General features: G+C 45.5%; 11 protein-coding genes. 8 read left to right on the top strand and 3 right to left on the bottom strand.

Annotated elements, in window-relative coordinates:
* The first annotated feature begins 5 nt into the window (after positions 1–5).
* From otsB to LWP20_RS11280, 3 genes are all read left to right on the top strand, one after another.
* Positions 6–1,577, top strand: a complete 1,572-nt coding sequence (otsB, locus tag LWP20_RS11290) for a trehalose-phosphatase (RefSeq protein WP_242928246.1) — start codon at positions 6–8, stop codon at positions 1,575–1,577.
* Positions 1,570–3,972, top strand: a complete 2,403-nt coding sequence (locus LWP20_RS11285) for a glycoside hydrolase family 65 protein (RefSeq protein ID WP_242928245.1) — start codon at positions 1,570–1,572, stop codon at positions 3,970–3,972. Before otsB ends, LWP20_RS11285 begins: the two co-directional genes overlap by 8 nt.
* 78 nt (positions 3,973–4,050) lie before the next feature.
* Positions 4,051–4,989, top strand: a complete 939-nt coding sequence (locus tag LWP20_RS11280; protein WP_242928244.1) for a 1-phosphofructokinase family hexose kinase — start codon at positions 4,051–4,053, stop codon at positions 4,987–4,989.
* 120 nt (positions 4,990–5,109) lie between these two features.
* Here the strand turns inward: LWP20_RS11280 and fbaA are convergent, their stop codons facing one another.
* The 3 genes from fbaA to LWP20_RS11265 all read right to left on the bottom strand — a co-directional run bounded on the left by fbaA (position 5,110) and on the right by LWP20_RS11265 (position 8,984).
* Positions 5,110–6,189, bottom strand: a complete 1,080-nt coding sequence (gene fbaA / locus LWP20_RS11275; protein WP_242928243.1) for a class II fructose-bisphosphate aldolase — start codon at positions 6,187–6,189, stop codon at positions 5,110–5,112.
* A 119-nt stretch (positions 6,190–6,308) separates the two neighbouring features.
* Complete coding sequence (locus tag LWP20_RS11270; protein WP_242928242.1) at positions 6,309–7,718, bottom strand: exonuclease domain-containing protein; 1,410 nt, start codon at positions 7,716–7,718, stop codon at positions 6,309–6,311.
* 132 nt (positions 7,719–7,850) lie between these two features.
* Positions 7,851–8,984 (bottom strand): AI-2E family transporter, encoded by a 1,134-nt coding sequence (locus LWP20_RS11265; RefSeq protein ID WP_242928241.1) that lies wholly within the window; start codon positions 8,982–8,984, stop codon positions 7,851–7,853.
* A gap of 354 nt (positions 8,985–9,338) precedes the next feature.
* On the opposite strand from LWP20_RS11265, the gene LWP20_RS11260 reads away from it, so the two are divergent.
* From LWP20_RS11260 to thrS, 5 genes are all read left to right on the top strand, one after another.
* On the top strand, positions 9,339–11,201 hold the full coding sequence (locus LWP20_RS11260) for a DNA topoisomerase IV subunit B (RefSeq protein ID WP_242928240.1): 1,863 nt from the start codon (positions 9,339–9,341) through the stop codon (positions 11,199–11,201).
* Positions 11,194–13,947 carry a DNA gyrase/topoisomerase IV subunit A gene (locus LWP20_RS11255; protein ID WP_242928239.1) on the top strand — a complete coding sequence of 918 codons (2,754 nt, stop codon included), beginning with the start codon at positions 11,194–11,196 and terminating at the stop codon, positions 13,945–13,947. Before LWP20_RS11260 ends, LWP20_RS11255 begins: the two co-directional genes overlap by 8 nt.
* A 63-nt stretch (positions 13,948–14,010) precedes the next feature.
* Entirely contained in the window at positions 14,011–14,793 is a 783-nt protein-coding gene (locus LWP20_RS11250; RefSeq protein ID WP_242928238.1) for a tetratricopeptide repeat protein, read from the top strand.
* Between the two features lie 169 nt (positions 14,794–14,962).
* A complete protein-coding gene (locus LWP20_RS11245) occupies positions 14,963–16,036 on the top strand; it encodes a tetratricopeptide repeat protein (protein ID WP_242928237.1) in 1,074 nt (357 codons plus the stop codon).
* Between the two features lie 18 nt (positions 16,037–16,054).
* Positions 16,055–17,992 carry a threonine--tRNA ligase gene (thrS, locus tag LWP20_RS11240; protein ID WP_242928236.1) on the top strand — a complete coding sequence of 646 codons (1,938 nt, stop codon included), beginning with the start codon at positions 16,055–16,057 and terminating at the stop codon, positions 17,990–17,992.
* Positions 17,993–18,035 lie beyond the last annotated feature (43 nt).

The raw sequence follows: 18,035 nt of genomic DNA, 5'->3' as shown, positions 1-18,035 counted from the left end.
AAATGATGAATAAGATTTTAGAAAATGCCCTGAACCGGAAAAGTATAAAGGCGCTTATCCTGGACCTGGATGGAGTGGTTACACAAACAGCCAAGCTGCATGCCAACGCCTGGAAACATATGTTCGATGATTATCTTTTGCAACGTGGCAAACAGGATAAAAAAGAATACGAGCCGCTAAGTATACCACTTGATTACCGCCAGTATATCGATGGAATTCCGCGTTATGATGGAGTAAGAAATTTTCTAAAAACCAGAAGTATATCGTTGCCCGAAGGTAGCCCCCAGGATGAACCCGGAAAAGAAACCGTAGCAGGCCTCGGGAATCTAAAAAATCAATACTTTCTGGAACTGGTAAAGCAGGGCGGAGCGGAAGTTTATACCGATACCATAAGTTGGCTCGAACAACAAAGAAGACTTGGCAGGCAAACAGCCATCATTTCAGCAAGCAAAAACTGCCAGGCCATACTTCGTGGTGCAGGAATCGAAAATTTATTTGATGTGCGGGTAGATGGGGTGGTAGCTGAAGAACTTGGCCTGAAAGGAAAACCTGATCCGGCTATTTTTCTGGAGGCTGCCCGCAAGTTACGTGTATTGCCACAGCAGGCAGCAATTTTTGAAGATGCACTGGCGGGGGTAAAAGCAGGCAAGGCCGGCAACTTTGCACTTGTAGTTGGGGTAAACAGGGGCAACGCAGCCAATACTCTTTTACACAACGGCGCTGATCTGGTGATCAGTAATTTTACAGACAACCGCATGGAAACAACCATACATAGAACCGAAGCCCAAGAACTGCCTTCAGCTCTTGAAAACAACTTGCTTAAGGAAAAACTAAACGGAAAACAGCCGGCTGTTTTCCTGGACTACGACGGTTGCCTGACACCCATTGTAAAAGACCCCGACCAAGCCATACTTTCCGATGAGATGCGGAATGTGTTGCGTCAGCTTGCCGATGTTTGTAAAGTAGCCATAGTAAGCGGCCGCGACCGGCAGAATGTTAAGCAACTGGTTCAACTCGATAATGTATACTTTGCCGGTTCCCATGGGTTCGATATTTCCGGGCCGGGTGGCATGCATACAGAGCCGGGAGGTGCCAGCGCCGCATTGCCTGCATTAGATGCTTCTGCAAAAGTTCTCCGTGAGAAATTACAAAGTATAAAAGGCACACTTGTTGAACGAAAACGCTATGCCATTGCTGTACATTACCGGAATGTAGCCGATGAAAATGTAGAACAGGTAAAGCAAATTACGGAAGAAGTGATAGCACAACACCCGGAACTAAAAAAAGGCCTAGGTAAAATGGTTATCGAACTAAAGCCAAACCTGGACTGGCACAAAGGCAAAGCGGTGCTCTGGCTGATGGAGGCTCTTGAGCTGAATGAACAGGTAACAATGCCACTATACATTGGTGATGATATTACAGACGAAGATGCTTTTGCAACACTTCAGGATCGTGGTATAACTATACTTGTTGGCGAGCACGACGAAAAAACGGCGGCAACTTACAGGCTAAAAGATGTAGATGAAGTGAAGCAGTTTCTGGATCAACTTCTGCATACTTTAACTTACCATGGATAAGTGGAAAATTGTTTACGACAGCTGGCAGCCAGAGGTACAGCCGGTGCGCGAAGCGCTTTGCACATTAGGCAATGGTAATTTTGCAACCCGGGGCGCTGCCGAAGAAGCGCAGGATGATGAGAAGATTCACTATCCGGGTACATACCTGGGAGGGGGTTATAACCGCCTGACCTCCACAGTAGCGGGTAAAGAAATTGAAAACGAAGACCTAGTAAACTGGCCAAACTGGCTGCCGCTTACTTTTCGCCATAAAGATGGGGAGTGGTTTAGCCTGGAAAAGGTTACGCTGCTAAACTTCCGTCAGGAACTGGATATGGAGATTGGCTTACTTACACGGCAGCTTCACTTTAGAGATACCTCAGAAAGAGAAACAAAACTAACCAGCAGGCGCTTTGTAAGTATGGCCAACCCGCATGCGGCGGCACTGCAATGGGAAATTATCCCGGTTAACTGGTCTGGTGAAATAGAAGTGCGAACTGCCCTCGACGGCCGTGTGCAAAATAATGGTATAGCCAGATACCGCAGCCTCCAGAAAAAACACCTGGAACCTATAGCAGCCGGCCAGCACGACCCTGACACTGTTTTTCTCCTGGTGCAAACAAATCAATCCAAAATCAGGATGGCGCAGGCAGCACGTACCCTTGTATATGCTAATTGCAAAAAGCAGGAAGTAAAAAGTCAGTTAAACCGCGAAGAAGATTACATAGAACAAATATTACAACTAAGTTGCCGGCAGGGCGAAGATGTGGTAATTGAAAAAACTGTTTCTGTTTATACTTCCCGTGATTTTGCTATTTCCGAACCCTTACTGGAAGCCAGAACCAACCTGGCCAGGTGGGGTAATTTTGAGGAGATATTTAAGGCACATCGCAGGGCCTGGCGCCACACCTGGGATCGCTTCGATCTCGACCTGGCCTGTAATACAAAAACCCAGGCTGTGCTGCGGTTGCATATTTTCCACTTGCTTCAAACGGTTTCAGTGCACATAGTCGGGCGCGATGCCGGGGTTCCCGCCCGTGGCCTACATGGTGAGGCCTATAGAGGGCATGTTTTCTGGGACGAGCTTTTTATCTTTCCTTTCCTGAACCTACGCCAGCCAGAACTTACCAGGGCTTTGCTCATGTACCGCTTCCGGCGCCTGCAAGAGGCTAAATTTGCTGCACAGCAGGCTGGTTACCGTGGGGCTATGTTTCCGTGGCAGAGTGGGAGTAACGGGCGCGAAGAAAGCCAAGTCATTCATCTGAATCCTAAATCAGGTCGCTGGCTTCCGGATAATACTTTTTTGCAACGTCATATTAACGCGGCTGTAGCCTACAATGTATGGCAGTATTACCAGGCTACCGAAGACAGGGAGTTTCTCACCTATATTGGTGCCGAGCTTATACTTGAGATCGCACTTTTCTGGTCCAGCATTGCAGCCTATAATGCAGAAAAAGATCGCTACGAGATCAGAAATGTTGTGGGGCCGGATGAATACCATACAGCCTATCCGGACTCTGATAAGCCGGGCTTAAATAACAACGCTTATACAAATGTGATGGCGGTGTGGGTAATACAGTGTGCCCTCAAGCTTTTTGAAATGCTCGACGCATCCCGGCTTCAGGAACTGCTTGAAAAATGTGCCATAACTGCCGAGGAAGTCGAACAATGGCATCACATCAGCCAGAAAATGTTTGTTCCCTTTATTGCCGAAAGCCAGATTATTGCCCAGTTTGAAGGGTATGATGAGCTTCAGGAATTTGATTGGAATACCTACAAGCAAAAGTATGGCGAAGTGATGCGTTTGGACCGTATTCTGGAGAGCGAAGGCAAGAACGTAAATAAGTATAAAGCGAGTAAGCAGGCCGATGTACTGATGTTGTTTTACCTGTTTTCATCTGAAGAGTTGGTGCAGCTTTTTACGCGTATCGGTTACAAATTTAACCCTGAAAGTATACCACTGAATATCGCGTATTATGAAGAGCGTACTTCGCATGGTTCTACACTAAGCCAGATTGTGCATAGTTGGGTTCTTGCCCGTTCTGACCGTATACGTTCCTGGTCTAATTTTGAAATGGCTCTGTTAAGCGATTTGGAAGATGTGCAGGGAGGTACTACAGCGGAGGGAATTCACCTGGGAGCAATGGCCGGAACTATAGACTTAGTGCAGCGCTGTTATATCGGTTTGGAAATAAGAGATGATGTGTTGTGGCTGAACCCGGTTTTGCCTGAGGCCTTAGGTTGCTTAAAGCAGCAATTGCGCTACCGTGGGCACTGGATATCGCTGGAGTTAACAAGTGAGCGCATGGTGATAACTTTTGCCCGGGGCTGGTCGAACGAAGTACAGATAGGAGTGCGCGGGCAGGTGCATATTTTCAGAACCGGCGATAAACGCGAGTTCGATATCAGGCGTTAAATGTTTGAAATACTATAAAGTATAGATTGACTTACTAACCTTATTTGTCTTTCCTTCAGGCATTTTATACTACGTTGTATGCACAAGGTAATTACGATAACCGTTAACCCGGCTCTGGATAAAAGCACCAGCGTACAACAGGTTGTACCTGATAAAAAACTACGTTGCAAAGAACCGCGCTACGAAGCCGGCGGTGGAGGTATAAATGTGGCCCGGGCAATGAAAAAGCTAGGAGGCGAAGCATGGGCCTGGTTTCTGGCCGGTGGCCCTGCCGGCGACCGCCTGATTACACTGTTAAATGAGGAACAGGTAGAAAGTCTGGTAATTCCTTCAAAAAACTGGACCCGTGAAAACCTGCTGGTAATAGATGAAAGTAATGGCGCACAGTACCGCTTCGGTATGCCCGGACCGGAAACTTCGGAAGCTGAATGGAGAGCATGTTTAGATAAACTGGAAAAGCTGGATGAGCAACCAGATTTCGTGGTGGCCAGTGGCAGCCTGGCGCCCGGCATGCCTGATGATTTTTACTTCCAACTGGCTCAAATGGCCAGGCAAAAAGGCTTTAAACTTATTGTAGATACTTCCGGGGAGGCATTATTAAAAGCCGCAGGCGAAGGTGTATACTTACTCAAACCCAACCTTGGAGAACTTGCGGCACTGGCTGGCAAAGAGCATATATCAGCTATGGAGCAGGAGGTTATTGCAAAGCAAATTCTGGATGAGGGCAAGTGCCAGGTTTTAGTAGTTTCGTTGGGGCCGCGGGGAGCAATGCTGGCTACAAAAGACCAGGGTATACATTACGTGGTGCCGCCTACAGTTAAACAACAAAGTGCCGTTGGCGCAGGCGATAGTATGGTAGCAGGTATGGTACTTAGCCTGATAAAAGGTTTTAGCCTGGAAGAGATGGTTCGCTATGGCGTAGCTGCCGGCACAGCCGCTACCATGACAACAGGTTCCGAGCTTTGCCGCAGAGAGGATACCGATATGATCTATCAATGGCTGCTTAACCACAAATAAATTTATACTAGGTTAAACTTAATGCCTGAAGTATAGTTTTATACTTTGATTGCCTGACATAACTATAAAACAAAAGAGGTAGAGCTGCAGCTCTACCTCTTTTGTTTTATAGTTAACCATCTATGCGTTGCGGTTAATGCAGTTCAGGTCTTCGAAAGCTTCTTTTAATCTAGTAATAAAGCTTGTTTCGCCTTCGCGCAGCCATACTCTTGGGTCATAGTATTTTTTGTTTGGCGAATCGGCTCCTTCCGGGTTACCAAGTTGGCTTTGCAGATAGCCTTTTTTGCCTTCGTAGTAGTTACGTACGCCATCCCAGAATGCCCATTGCATATCGGTATCCAGGTTCATTTTGATAGCGCCATAGTCGATAGCTTCTTTTATCTTGGCCTTCTCAGAACCTGAGCCACCATGGAATACAAAGTTTACCGGGTTGTGGCCAGTGCCGAATTTCTGCTGAATATACTCCTGTGAGTTCTTCAATATTTCAGGGCGAAGCTCTACGTTGCCAGGCTTATAAACCCCGTGCACGTTACCAAAAGCTGCCGCAATTGTGAAGCGATTACTAATCTTGTTTAGCTCTTCGTAAGCAAAGGCTACTTCTTCAGGTTGGGTATACAAGCGTGAGCTATCCACACCAGTATTGTCTACGCCATCTTCTTCGCCGCCGGTAACACCTAGTTCAATCTCAACAGTCATACCCATTTTGTCCATACGCTTCAGGTAGCTGGCGCAGGTTTCAATATTTTCTTTCAGCTCCTCTTCAGAAAGGTCCAGCATGTGCGAGCTATAAAGGGGCTTACCGTTCTGGGCAAAAAATTTCTCGCCTGCATCCAGTAATCCATCTATCCAGGGTAATAATTTTTTTGCAGCGTGGTCAGTGTGCAGTATAACCGGAACACCGTATGCTTCTGCCATCAGGTGCACGTGTTGTGCGCCAGAAACAGCGCCGGCAATGGCAGCTTTCTGGGCGTCGTTTGCAAGGCCTTTGCCTGCAAAGAACTGCGCCCCGCCATGTGAGAATTGTATAATTACAGGTGAATTAACTGCTTTTGCTGTTTCCAGAACGGCATTTACCGAGTTGGTACCAATTACGTTTACAGCCGGAAGCGCGAAATTCTGCTCGTTGGCATACTTAAAGAGTTCTGTTACTTCATCGCCAGACAAAACGCCTGCTCTGAACTTTGTGTTTGTTTCTTTCACTTATGTTTTATTTGGCCAAAGCAAGGGCTGCCTGGCAGGTTATAGATTTATACTTCAGAGTTACTTTAATTTAGCTTTAAAAGCAAAGATAGGCAGGATAAAAATGTAAAGGTAGTTTTCTATCCAAATACGATTACTTTATCCTTGTGCTTGCTGCGCATGTGGCCCCGTATAATCTGCTGTATATCTTTGTTATCGTTGTAGCGGGTAATGGCGCTTTTAAAGTCTTCTATACTTTGTGCCAAAAAATGATCATCTACAAACCCAAAGCCCAGGTAGGTGCCGTGTTCTACAATAACGATTGATTTCTCACCCTGCTCTCTTCCTTTACCAATAATTGCAAAGCTATTGTGCTCATAGGTGAAAGAATCCAAGGCTTCATCAACACGGGCGTTATACACTTCTGGTGTTTCAAGCCCGATACAGGCGCCTTTACACTGATGCACCTGGTAATCAAAACAGGCGCCGTTTGTTTTATACAGGTCGCACAGTTTCTGGCACAGGTTATACTTAGCTACTTTATGAAACAGAAAACCTTTTGCCTTGTATTGGTTTGAAAGCGCTATAATGGGCGTCATGTTCACGTTATCGGCCTTATTAACGCTGCCAAACGTAAGGCGCTTGTAGCCATTGCTGTCTTCGTAAACAAATATGCCCGTGTTAAACACGCTGCGGCGCTGCTGCCGGTTATAATGGGGCTTCATGCGTTTTATCTCAGCCGATTCATACAACAGGGCCACCAGCTCATTGCCCATGCGCTCATACGTTATATCGGCAATGCTGTTTTTGAACTCCAGTGATTTACGGCTTTTATAATCGATGTTAAAGTGCTGGATAATGCGCTTGCGTATGTTGATGCTTTTGCCAACATAAATCACTTCGCCGACTTCGTTATGGAAGTAATAAACGCCTGGCTCTGTGGGTAGGGCATCTACCTGTTCTTTTTTTATACTTGGCGGTAGCAGTGATGTTTTGATCTCGTGCTTAATCTGCTCGGATGGTTCAGCGGCATGATTAGCGCCATCTATAACCGGCCGGTTTATTTTAATGAGTTTATCAAAAAGCTTGGCAGTTGCTTCGGCATCGCCAATTGCTCGGTGCCGCTGTTGCAGGTCTATGTCTATACTTTTGCAAAGTTTGCCCAGGCTATAAGAAGGCAAGCCCGGAATGAGCGAACGGCTAAGGCGTACGGTGCAAAGTGTTTTGCGCTGAAACGTAAAGCCCAGGTCTGCAAACTCTTTTTTAATGAAGGAGTAATCGAAGCGAACATTGTGTGCCACAAACACTTTACCTTCTGTAAACTGCACGATCTCTTTAGCTACCTCATAAAACTTTGGTGCATCCTGTACCATTTCATCGGTAATGCCGGTAAGCTGCGAGATAAAATAGGGAATAGGGCGCTGCGGGTTAATCAGCGTGCTATACTTGTCCACGATCTGATGCCCGTCGTGAATGAAAATGGCAATTTCAGTTATCTTGTCCTGAACAGGCTGGCTGCCCGTTGTCTCAATATCTATGATGGCGTACAAGCGTCGGTGTTTTTAGTGCTGAATAAATGCTTCAGGTCATACCGAAAGCATACTTCCTGTAAACCAATATTTTTAGCAATACGTTTCAAATTGTATCAGCTGCTTATTATTGCGAAAAGCTTTAGTAAAAGCTTAAGCATTTTCTTTTCCTTTACGCTTTGCTTTATCGCGCAGGTTATCGAAAATTTTCTTGAATCGGCTCGATGGTCCGGTTTTAATATCATCTATATCAGCCAGTAAAAAACCAAAAGGTTGCATCGGCTCATAGGCATCAAAAATAACTTTAATCGTGGCAATTACAGGTATGGAAATGATCATGCCTGCAGCTCCCCATACTTCCCCGCCAATCAGCAAAGCCACTATAGCCGCAAACGGGTTTATACTTACCTTTGAGCCAACTATAAACGGTGTGATAAAATTACCTTCCAGAAACTGCACAAACGTGAAAACACCGATTACCAGCAAGGCATCAATGTAATTGCCCGTAGATGCCAGCGTGAATAAGGCTGGCAGCATAGAGCCGATTAATATACCGATGTAAGGTATAATGGTAAGTATAGAAGCAAATACCCCAAAAAAGATAGCATACTTTATTCCTAAAAAGAGTAAGCCAATCGAGTTGAGAATGGATACGATGATAATGACGATCATTAGACCGGAAATATAGCTCTGAACTACGCGCTGTATGTTTTCTAGGGTTTGCATAATATTGCTTCGACGGTCCTTGGCCACAAACCGAAACATGAATTGCTGCAGGTGGTCGCGGTAATACAGAAAGCAGAAAATGAAAATGGGTATAATGGTAATAAGGCTCAGGGCTCCGGTGGTAGTAGAAATAGTGCCGCCAACTAGCGAGGTAGCATATTCCCTCACATTACCGATTGCCGTCCTGATCAGTTCTCCTTTGTTTGACGGTACGATGCCAAATTTGTGGTAAAGGAATTCCTGTACATTTGCCAGCAGCTTATCAAAGTTTTCTTCTATAGTTTCCAGCTCCGAAGTCAGGCTGATAAGCTGCGATGACAGGAACCAGATAAGAAGCACTAGAATAATGATGATAAGTATAAGACTGCAAAGTATGGCAATTGCGCGTGGTAAGCGCCACATTTCTAATTTACGGGTAATGGGAAGCAGCAACAATGCAAAGAGCCCCGCAAATGCAAGTGGCATCAGTACCGGTTTAAATGTCTCCAGTACATACATTAACAGCAGCAGGCCCAGCAGTATAACAGTATACTTAAAGTAAGCAGGTAATTTTATTTCCATCGGGTTAATTTGTTCTCAATACGCTTCTTTTGTTGCCCTAACTTATACTTTAAATTTGCTAAAGTATAGCTGCAAGTATATTAAAAATAATATATAAATTTGCTAAATAAATTAGTTGATTTTATTTTTGAAAACCTGCTTCAGAAATGAACTACACCTTTGTATAGTTGGTTTTATACTTGTAGCTTTATAAATAAAGGATTTAGTCTTGTATTGAAAGCTAAAAAAATTAGCAAATAAAGGCTCAAATGTTTTCAGAAAACCAAGGCACTGAACTAAAATTGTGTCAATAGCCTTTTAATTTTCTATATTTCCGATTGATTTTACTAACACAACTACACTTACGCTTACATAATGGCAGAGTTAGAACACAATTATAACGAAGACAGCATTCGCTCGCTGGAGCCGCGCGAGCACATCAGGTTGCGCCCTGGTATGTACATCGGCAAGCTTGGAGACGGTTCTTCGGCCGATGACGGTATTTATATTTTGGTGAAAGAAGTAATCGATAACTCCATCGATGAACACGTGATGGGTTTTGGTAAAACCATCGACATCAAAATTTCAGACCATAAGGTACAAGTGCGTGACTATGGCCGTGGTATTCCACTGGGTAAAGTGATCGACTGCGTTAGTAAGATTAACACCGGTGGTAAATACGACAGCAAAGCTTTCCAGAAATCAGTTGGTCTGAACGGTGTGGGTACAAAGGCGGTGAACGCCCTTTCCAGCCATTTCCGTATTCAGTCGGTTCGTGATGGAAAGATGAAAGCTGCTGAATTTGAACGCGGTGTGCTTACAGAAGATTTTGAATTACAGGATTCTTCGCAGCGTAACGGTACGCTTACTACGTTTACCCCGGACGATACCATCTTTAAAAACTACCAGTTTAACCTGGAGTATCTGGAGAATCAGATCTGGAATTATGTTTACCTGAACGCTGGCTTAACTATAAACTTCAACGGTAAAAAGTTTTATTCAGAAAATGGTCTATTGGACCTGCTGCGTAACAAAGCCGACGAAGAAAGCATGCGCTACCCGATCATCCACCTGAAAGGACCGGATATCGAGCTGGCACTAACACACGGTAACGACTATGGCGAGGAGTATTATTCTTTCGTGAACGGTCAGTACACTACCATGGGTGGTACGCACTTAGCTGCTTTCCGGGAAGCGGTTGTTAAAACGGTGCGTGATTTCTTTAAAAAGGATTACGATGCTGCGGATATCCGTGGCTCTATTATAGGTGCTATCTCACTGCGTGTGCAGGAGCCGGTGTTTGAGTCTCAGACGAAGACAAAACTAGGTTCCATTGAAATGGGACCGGATGGTCCTGCAGTGCGTGCCTACATCAATGACTTTATCAAAGAAGCGCTTGATAACTACCTGCACAAGAACCCGACTACAGCCGAAGCGCTGAAGAAGCGCATTGAGCAGAGTGAGCGTGAGCGTAAGGATATGGCCGGTGTTAAAAAACTGGCTAACCAGCGTGCTAAAAAGGCCAACCTGCACAACCGTAAGCTGCGCGACTGCCGCCTGCATTTTAATGAAGACAAGCACGAGAAAACACTTCTTTCTACGCTCTTTATAACAGAAGGTGACTCCGCGAGTGGTTCTATCACCAAATCACGCAGCGTTGATACAGAAGCCGTTTTTAGTTTAAGAGGTAAGCCGCTGAACTGCTTCGGTATGAAGAAAAAGGTAGTGTACGAAAACGAGGAATTTAACCTGCTGCAGCACGCCCTGAACATTGAAGAAGGTCTGGAAGGTCTGCGTTACAACCGCGTAGTAATTGCTACAGATGCCGACGTTGATGGTATGCACATACGTTTGTTGCTGCTTACCTTCTTCCTGCAGTTTTTCCCGGATCTGGTGCGTAACGGCCACGTGTATATCCTGGAAACTCCATTGTTCCGTGTGCGCAACAAGAAAGAAACGATCTATTGCTACAACGAAACCGAGAAGCAGGAAGCGATACAGAAACTGGGCAAGCGCCCTGAGATTACCCGATTCAAAGGGTTGGGAGAGATCTCGCCGGAAGAGTTTGGCAAGTTCATTGGCGACAACATCAAACTGAAGCCGGTGATTTTGCAGAAGGATACCACGATCCAGAAAATGTTGAACTACTATATGGGCAAGAACACGCCGGAACGTCAGCAGTTCATCATCGAGAATTTGAAGATTGAGAAAGACATAGTTGAAGAAATTTATGCATAACGACGATATAAACGAAGAATTGCACCATCACGAAGAAGAGGAACTGGAAGTTGCGTTTACAGATGGCGAAGAAGAAGTTATTCATAACGTTACGCCTGTCTCCGGATTATACGAAAACTGGTTTCTCGACTATGCTTCTTATGTAATTCTGGAGCGTGCGGTACCAGCTATCGAAGATGGCTTAAAACCAGTGCAGCGCCGTATTCTGCACGCCATGAAAGAGATGGATGATGGTCGCTTTAACAAGGTGGCCAATGTTATTGGTCAGACCATGCAGTACCATCCGCATGGCGACGCTTCTATTGGCGATGCGATGGTAAACCTGGGTCAGAAAGACTTGCTGATCGAAACACAGGGTAACTGGGGTGATGTTCGTACCGGCGACAGTGCGGCGGCACCACGTTACATTGAAGCACGTCTTTCCAAGTTTGCTTTGGATGTGGTATTCAATCCGCAGACAACGCTTTGGCAGTTGAGTTATGACGGTCGTAAAAACGAGCCGGTAACATTGCCTGTTAAATTCCCGCTTTTGCTTGCGCAGGGTGTGGAAGGTATAGCCGTAGGTTTATCTACGAAGATAATGCCCCACAACTTTAAGGAGTTGCTGAAAGGCTCTATCGATGTACTGAAAGGCCGTAGCACTACCTTATTACCAGACTTCCCGAACGGTGGTATGGTAGACGTGACCAACTATAACAATGGTATGCGCGGTGGTAAGATCCGTGTGCGTGCTACGATTGAGAAAGTAGACAAGACCATGCTCATCATCCGTGATGTGCCTTATGGAATTACGACTACTGGTCTGATGGAATCGATCGTGAAAGCGAGCGAGAACAACAAGATCAAGATCAAGAAGGTGATCGATAACACGGCTGCTGATGTAGAGATACAGGTGCAGTTGCCGCCGGGTGTTTCTCCGGATTTAACGATGGATGCACTGTACGCTTTCACGGATTGCGAAGTGTCTATCTCGCCAAACACCTGTGTAATTATTGACGATAAGCCGCACTTCCTGAGCGTGGATGAGTTGCTTCGTATTTCTACTTTTAAAACAGTAGACTTGCTGAAGCGTGAGCTGGAAATCCGTAAAGGTGAACTGGAAGATAAGTGGCACTACTCGTCGCTAGAGAAGATCTTTATCGAGAACCGCATTTACCGCGACATCGAAGAATGCGAAACCTGGGAGGCTGTACTGGAAGCTATCGACAAAGGACTTGATCCGTTCAAAAAGCTACTCCGTCGTGAAGTAACACAAGACGATATTATCCGCCTGACGGAGATCCGTATCAAGCGTATCTCTAAGTATGACTCTTTCAAAGCTGATGAATACATCAACAAGCTGGAAGAGGAAATGGCTGAGGTGGATGATAACCTGGCTAACCTGATTCGTTATGCCATTGCATACTTTGAAGGCTTACTAAAGAAGTATGGCCAGGGCCGTGATCGTAAAACACAGATCAAAACCTTTGATGTAATTACGGCACAGAAGGTTGCCATTGCCAACCAGAAGCTATACATGAATGCCAAAGATGGCTTTATTGGTACCAGCCTGCGCAAAGACGAGTTTGTGTGCGACTGCTCTGATATGGACGACATTATTGTGTTCCGTAAAGACGGCAAGTTCACGGTAACCAAAGTAGCAGACAAGACTTTCGTAGGGAAAGATATCATCATGGCTGGCGTTTATAACAAGAACGACGAGCACATGGTCTACAACATGATCTATGTGGATGGTAAGACCGGTATTTCGTTTGCGAAACGCTTTGCTGTGAAATCCATCACCCGTGATAAGGAGTACGACTTGACGAAAGGAGAGAAGAACTCTAAGGTACACTACCTGACGGCTAACCCGAACTCTGAATCGGAAGTGGTAAGTATAACCTTGTCGCCACAGTCTACGGCCCGCAACAAACAGTTTGATTTCGACTTTGCGGAGTTGATGATTAAAGGCAAAGGCTCTAACGGTAATATTGTAACCAAGTACCCGATCAAAAAAGTGGTGCAGAAGAGCCTGGGCGATTCTACCTTAGGTGGACGTGAGATCTTCTACGATGAAGTGATTGGTCGACTGAACACAGAAGGTCGTGGACGTTACTTGGGTTCGTTTAATACCGAGGATACTATACTTGTGATCTACGAGGATGGTACGTACGAGCAAACCACATTTGACCTGAGCAACCACTATACAGTAGAGAAGATCAAGGTGCTGCAGAAGTTTGATCCGGAACTGGTTGTTTCAACGATTTACTACGAAGGTGACAATAAAACCTACTATGTGAAACGTTTCAAGATCGAAACTTCTACGGTTAGTAAGAAATTCACCTTCATTTCGGAAAGCAAGAACTCCAGGCTGGAAGCCGTATCTACACATCCGGAGCCACTGGCTGAGATCAAATTCAAGCGTAGCCTGCGTGGCGACAAGGAATCTGAGAAGATTCTGTTAAGCGAATTTATTGATGTAAAAGGCTGGAAAGCTATGGGTAATAAGCTCAATTACTTCAAGATATTTGATGTGACAGTGCCGAAGCAGGAAGTGGTAGAGTATGAGGAAGATAAGCCGAAAGCAAAGAAAGCTGCCGCTAAGCGTGAACCTGTTACGCTGCCATCTGAGCTGAAGGAGTTGGCTGAGGAAGCTGCCCGTGCAAGCGGAACTCAACCTGATGCTGTAGTTGCCGTAGAGAATGAAGTAGATAAGGATACAGAAAAAGAAGCGCTAAAGAAGAAAAAACAGCTAAACCTGTTTTAACCCGAAGCAATAAATTTGCATAAGTCTTTTTGTTTCTGTACTTTGTTTAGTGAAGCACTCAAAATGAAACGACTTTTTAAAGCAATATTATTGATCTTAATGTTTGGAATGGGGCTGCCTGCTTTTGAGGCAGCTGCCACTTCAGGCAATGAGCAGTTATTGCGTAAAGCGGAAGAATTGCTTGTTAATTACAAGGATGTAGAGGCTTTAAAAGTTTACGAGCAGGTTTTGTCTGCTTCTCCTGAAAACTACGAGGCACTTTGCAGGGCAAGTTTCCTGCACAGCCGTATCGGCGACCGTTTCACCGATGATACCCGCAAGCTGAATCACTACGCAAAAGCAAAACAATATGCCACACAAGCTTACGAGCTTAACCCGGCTGATGCGGAATCAAATTATGTGATGGCTTTATCACTGGCCTGTTCAGCCATGATGTCGGGGCCAAGACAGCGTTTGGCAGTAACTAACCAGGTTAAATCTTTTCTGGATGCCGCACTGGCTTGTAACAACGAGCATGCAGGCGCGTGGCATTTACTTGGTCGCTGGTATTTTAAAATGGCAAACCTCAATTTTGCTGAAGTAGCAGCCTCCAAACTGTTTTTTGGCGGTGTATGCGAGCGTCCGTTAAATGCTGATGCTGTAGAAGCTATGAAAATGGCTATTAAGTATAACCCACAAAATATCAGGTATTACTACGATTTAGCTACCATTTATGATGAGCTTAAGGATAGCGAAGCATGCGTGAATACCCTGGAGCAGGCACTGACGGTGAACCTTGATACGAAAGAGGAACTGGAACTAAGCAGGCGCTGCAAAATCATGCTTCAGCAACACATGAAAAACTGATTGTCAGCATAAAGTATAAAAGAAGCCTGTATCCTTTTTGGTTGCAGGCTTCTTTGTTTTTAAAATCTATGGAAGGCAATCGTGCAGGTATTTCGCTATTTAAGATAATAATCTATAATTTAGCGCTACAAAGCTGTGGCAGGCTTGCCCAAAGTATAAACTATATCTCATGAATGTGCGCGCTTTATTTTTGCTGGTGCTAGTGGTGGTTATGGTTTCGGGCTGTAGCCTGAACGAGGGCAACAGAGAGCAGATGGTAGATTTGCAGAAGGTTGAAGACAACCCGGATAAGCAACTGGAAAACCTTAACGAAGCTATTGCCCGCTCTAAACGCGATGGAAGTTTGTATACGCGTCGTGCTATGGTTCTTTTAAAAAAAGGATCCTATAACGAGGCACTTGCTGATGCAAACGAAGCGGTAAAGCTGACAAAAAATCATCCGTCGGCACTTTTTGTAAAAGCTCAGGCATTACGTTTATTAGGCCGCGAACAAGAAGCCTTGCCGCTTGCATTACAGGCAGAACGAAATTCCGACCAGAATACATCGCTATATGTTTTGCTTGGGGAGTTATACCTGAAGCAAAAGGATTATGCGCAATCAAGGGTATATATCCGGAAAGCACTGGAGCTATCTCCAACAGATGAATTTGCTTTATACTACCAGGGGCGGTTAGCAGAAGCGGCAAACGACACAGTTAGAGCGGTTCGTAACTATAGATTAGCATTAGACCAGTCACCGGAATTTATGGAGCCTAAACGCGAATTAGCCGGAATACTAGTTGCCCAGAAGGATTATGTTACAGCACGTTCTTACCTGACAAAGGCTCAAAGGGCAGCTCCTAAGGATGGCTTGCTCTGGTATTACAGAGGTTTGTTATACCTGGGCGAGCAAAAACCGGATAGTGCGCATGCGTTCTTTAACAGGGCAATAAGTATAGCCGATACGTTGCAGGGTGCACATTATAAATTAGGGTTGCGGGCTTATATTATGGGCGAAAACGAGGCGGCTATTTCGCACTTGCTCAAAGCGCCGGGTTACGAGCATCTGTTAAAGTATAATGCTGTTTTAGCAGGTAGTTACGAACGAACCGGGCAATACCTGAAAGCGTTGGAACAGTACCAGCGTATTCTTGCCAGGGATCCGAATTATACATTTGCTTATGGCAGCATCAGGCGCCTTAAAAGTAAATTGCAACGGCCTGCAGCCGATACAACCAGCGTGCAGCCAGTAATCATTGAGTAAACGTAAATTAAAATATACATGATCAACATCACATTGCCAGATGGCTCTGTTCGCCAGTATGAAAAGGGTGTAACAGGCCTTGAGATTGCAACAAGCATCAGCGAAGGCTTAGCGCGTAATGTGTTAGCCGTAAAAGTAAACGATACTGTCTGGGACCTTTCGCGCCCGATACAGGAAGATGCGACGGTGCAGTTACTCACCTGGAACGATGATTTAGGGAAGAATACATTCTGGCACTCTTCTGCGCACCTGCTGGCGGAGGCGCTGGAAGAACTATATCCTGGCATTAAATTCGGCATTGGTCCGCCGATAGAAAATGGTTTCTACTATGATGTAGATCTGGGCGAGCGAACTTTTTCGCAGGATGATTTCGCCAAAGTCGAGCAGAAGATGCTGGAACTTGCCCGTAATAAAAGCGAGTATAAGCGTCAGGAAATCTCTAAAGCCGATGCCATTGCCTACTTCACTGAAAAAGGCGATGAGTATAAACTGGACCTGTTAAAGGACCTTGAAGATGGAAGTATTACTTTCTATTCACAGGGTAACTTCGTAGACCTTTGCCGTGGGCCGCACATCCCGAATACTGGTGTTATAAAGGCTGCCAAACTAATGAACGTTGCCGGTGCTTACTGGCGCGGCGATGAAAAAAGCAAGCAGCTTACCCGTATCTATGCGATCACTTTCCCAAAACAAAAGGAACTGAGCGAATACCTGGAGCGCCTGGAAGAAGCTAAAAAACGCGACCACCGCAAACTGGGGAAAGAGCTGGAGTTATTTGCTTTCTCTGAAAAAGTTGGCATGGGTTTACCGTTGTGGTTGCCAAAAGGAACTTTGCTGCGCGAGCGCCTGGAACAGTTTATGCGCAAGGCCCAGATGCGTGCAGGTTACCAGCCGGTAGTAACGCCACATATCGCCAGCAAAGAGCTTTATGTAACTTCAGGCCATTACGAAAAGTATGGAGCAGATTCATTCCAGCCAATTAAAACGCCGAACGAAGGCGAGGAGTTCTTCCTGAAGCCGATGAACTGCCCGCACCACTGCGAGATCTATAAAACACGTCCGCGCTCTTATAAGGAGCTGCCGGTGCGCCTGGCAGAGTTTGGTACCGTTTACCGTTACGAGCAAAGCGGTGAGCTGCATGGCTTAACCCGTGTTCGTGGCTTTACCCAGGATGATGCACACATTTTCTGCCGGCCTGATCAGGTAAAAGAAGAGTTTATCAAGGTAATTGACCTGGTGCTTTATGTATTTAAAGCACTTGGGTTCGAAGACTATACTGCCCAGATCTCCCTGCGCGATCCGGAAAATAAAGCCAAGTATATTGGTGCCGACGAAGCATGGGAGAAAGCCGAAAGCGCAATTATTGAAGCTGCCACTGAGAAAGGTTTACGTACTGTAACCGAACTGGGCGAGGCTGCGTTTTACGGACCTAAGCTCGACTTTATGGTGAAGGATGCTTTGGGACGTAAGTGGCAGTTGGGAACTATTCAGGTAGATTATAACTTACCAGAACGCTTCCAGTTGGAATACATTGGTGCAGATAATGCCAAGCACCGCCCAGTAATGATCCACCGTGCGCCGTTTGGCTCACTGGAGCGTTTCGTAGCTGTACTTATTGAGCACTGTGGCGGTAATTTCCCATTGTGGTTAAGCCCGGAGCAGTTTGCCATACTTCCTATCTCTGAGAAGTACCAGGATTTTGCGCAGCAGGTATACGAACGCCTGCAGCAGGAAGACATCCGTGGTTTTATAGACAACCGCGATGAGAAAATTGGCCGTAAGATACGCGATGCGGAGGTTCGCAAAGTGCCTTACATGCTGATCGTAGGAGAGAAGGAGCAGGAAGAGAATGCCCTATCGGTGCGTAAGCACGGGGAAGGCGATCTTGGCACCATGCCAGTGGATGAATTCATCCAAACATTCAAGGCTAAAATAGCCGAGATGTTAAACAATTAAGGAAAGATATTTTTTTCTTGATAGATTAATTGCGATATTCGCA

This window comes from Pontibacter vulgaris, from assembly GCF_022758145.1.
Lineage (GTDB): Bacteria > Bacteroidota > Bacteroidia > Cytophagales > Hymenobacteraceae > Pontibacter > Pontibacter vulgaris.
The sequence above is the reverse complement of the archived record's forward strand: the minus strand, read 5'-3'. Positions and strand labels throughout refer to the sequence as shown.

Excerpts from the sequence above, each read along its gene's own strand:
- otsB (WP_242928246.1), top strand. The coding sequence starts at position 6 with ATGAATAAGATTTTAGAAAATGCCCTGAACCGGAAAAGTATAAAGGCG.
- LWP20_RS11285 (WP_242928245.1), top strand. The coding sequence starts at position 1,570 with ATGGATAAGTGGAAAATTGTTTACGACAGCTGGCAGCCAGAGGTACAG.
- LWP20_RS11280 (WP_242928244.1), top strand. The coding sequence starts at position 4,051 with ATGCACAAGGTAATTACGATAACCGTTAACCCGGCTCTGGATAAAAGC.
- LWP20_RS11265 (WP_242928241.1), bottom strand. The coding sequence starts at position 8,984 with ATGGAAATAAAATTACCTGCTTACTTTAAGTATACTGTTATACTGCTG.
- LWP20_RS11260 (WP_242928240.1), top strand. The coding sequence starts at position 9,339 with ATGGCAGAGTTAGAACACAATTATAACGAAGACAGCATTCGCTCGCTG.
- LWP20_RS11255 (WP_242928239.1), top strand. The coding sequence starts at position 11,194 with ATGCATAACGACGATATAAACGAAGAATTGCACCATCACGAAGAAGAG.
- LWP20_RS11250 (WP_242928238.1), top strand. The coding sequence starts at position 14,011 with ATGAAACGACTTTTTAAAGCAATATTATTGATCTTAATGTTTGGAATG.
- LWP20_RS11245 (WP_242928237.1), top strand. The coding sequence starts at position 14,963 with ATGAATGTGCGCGCTTTATTTTTGCTGGTGCTAGTGGTGGTTATGGTT.
- thrS (WP_242928236.1), top strand. The coding sequence starts at position 16,055 with ATGATCAACATCACATTGCCAGATGGCTCTGTTCGCCAGTATGAAAAG.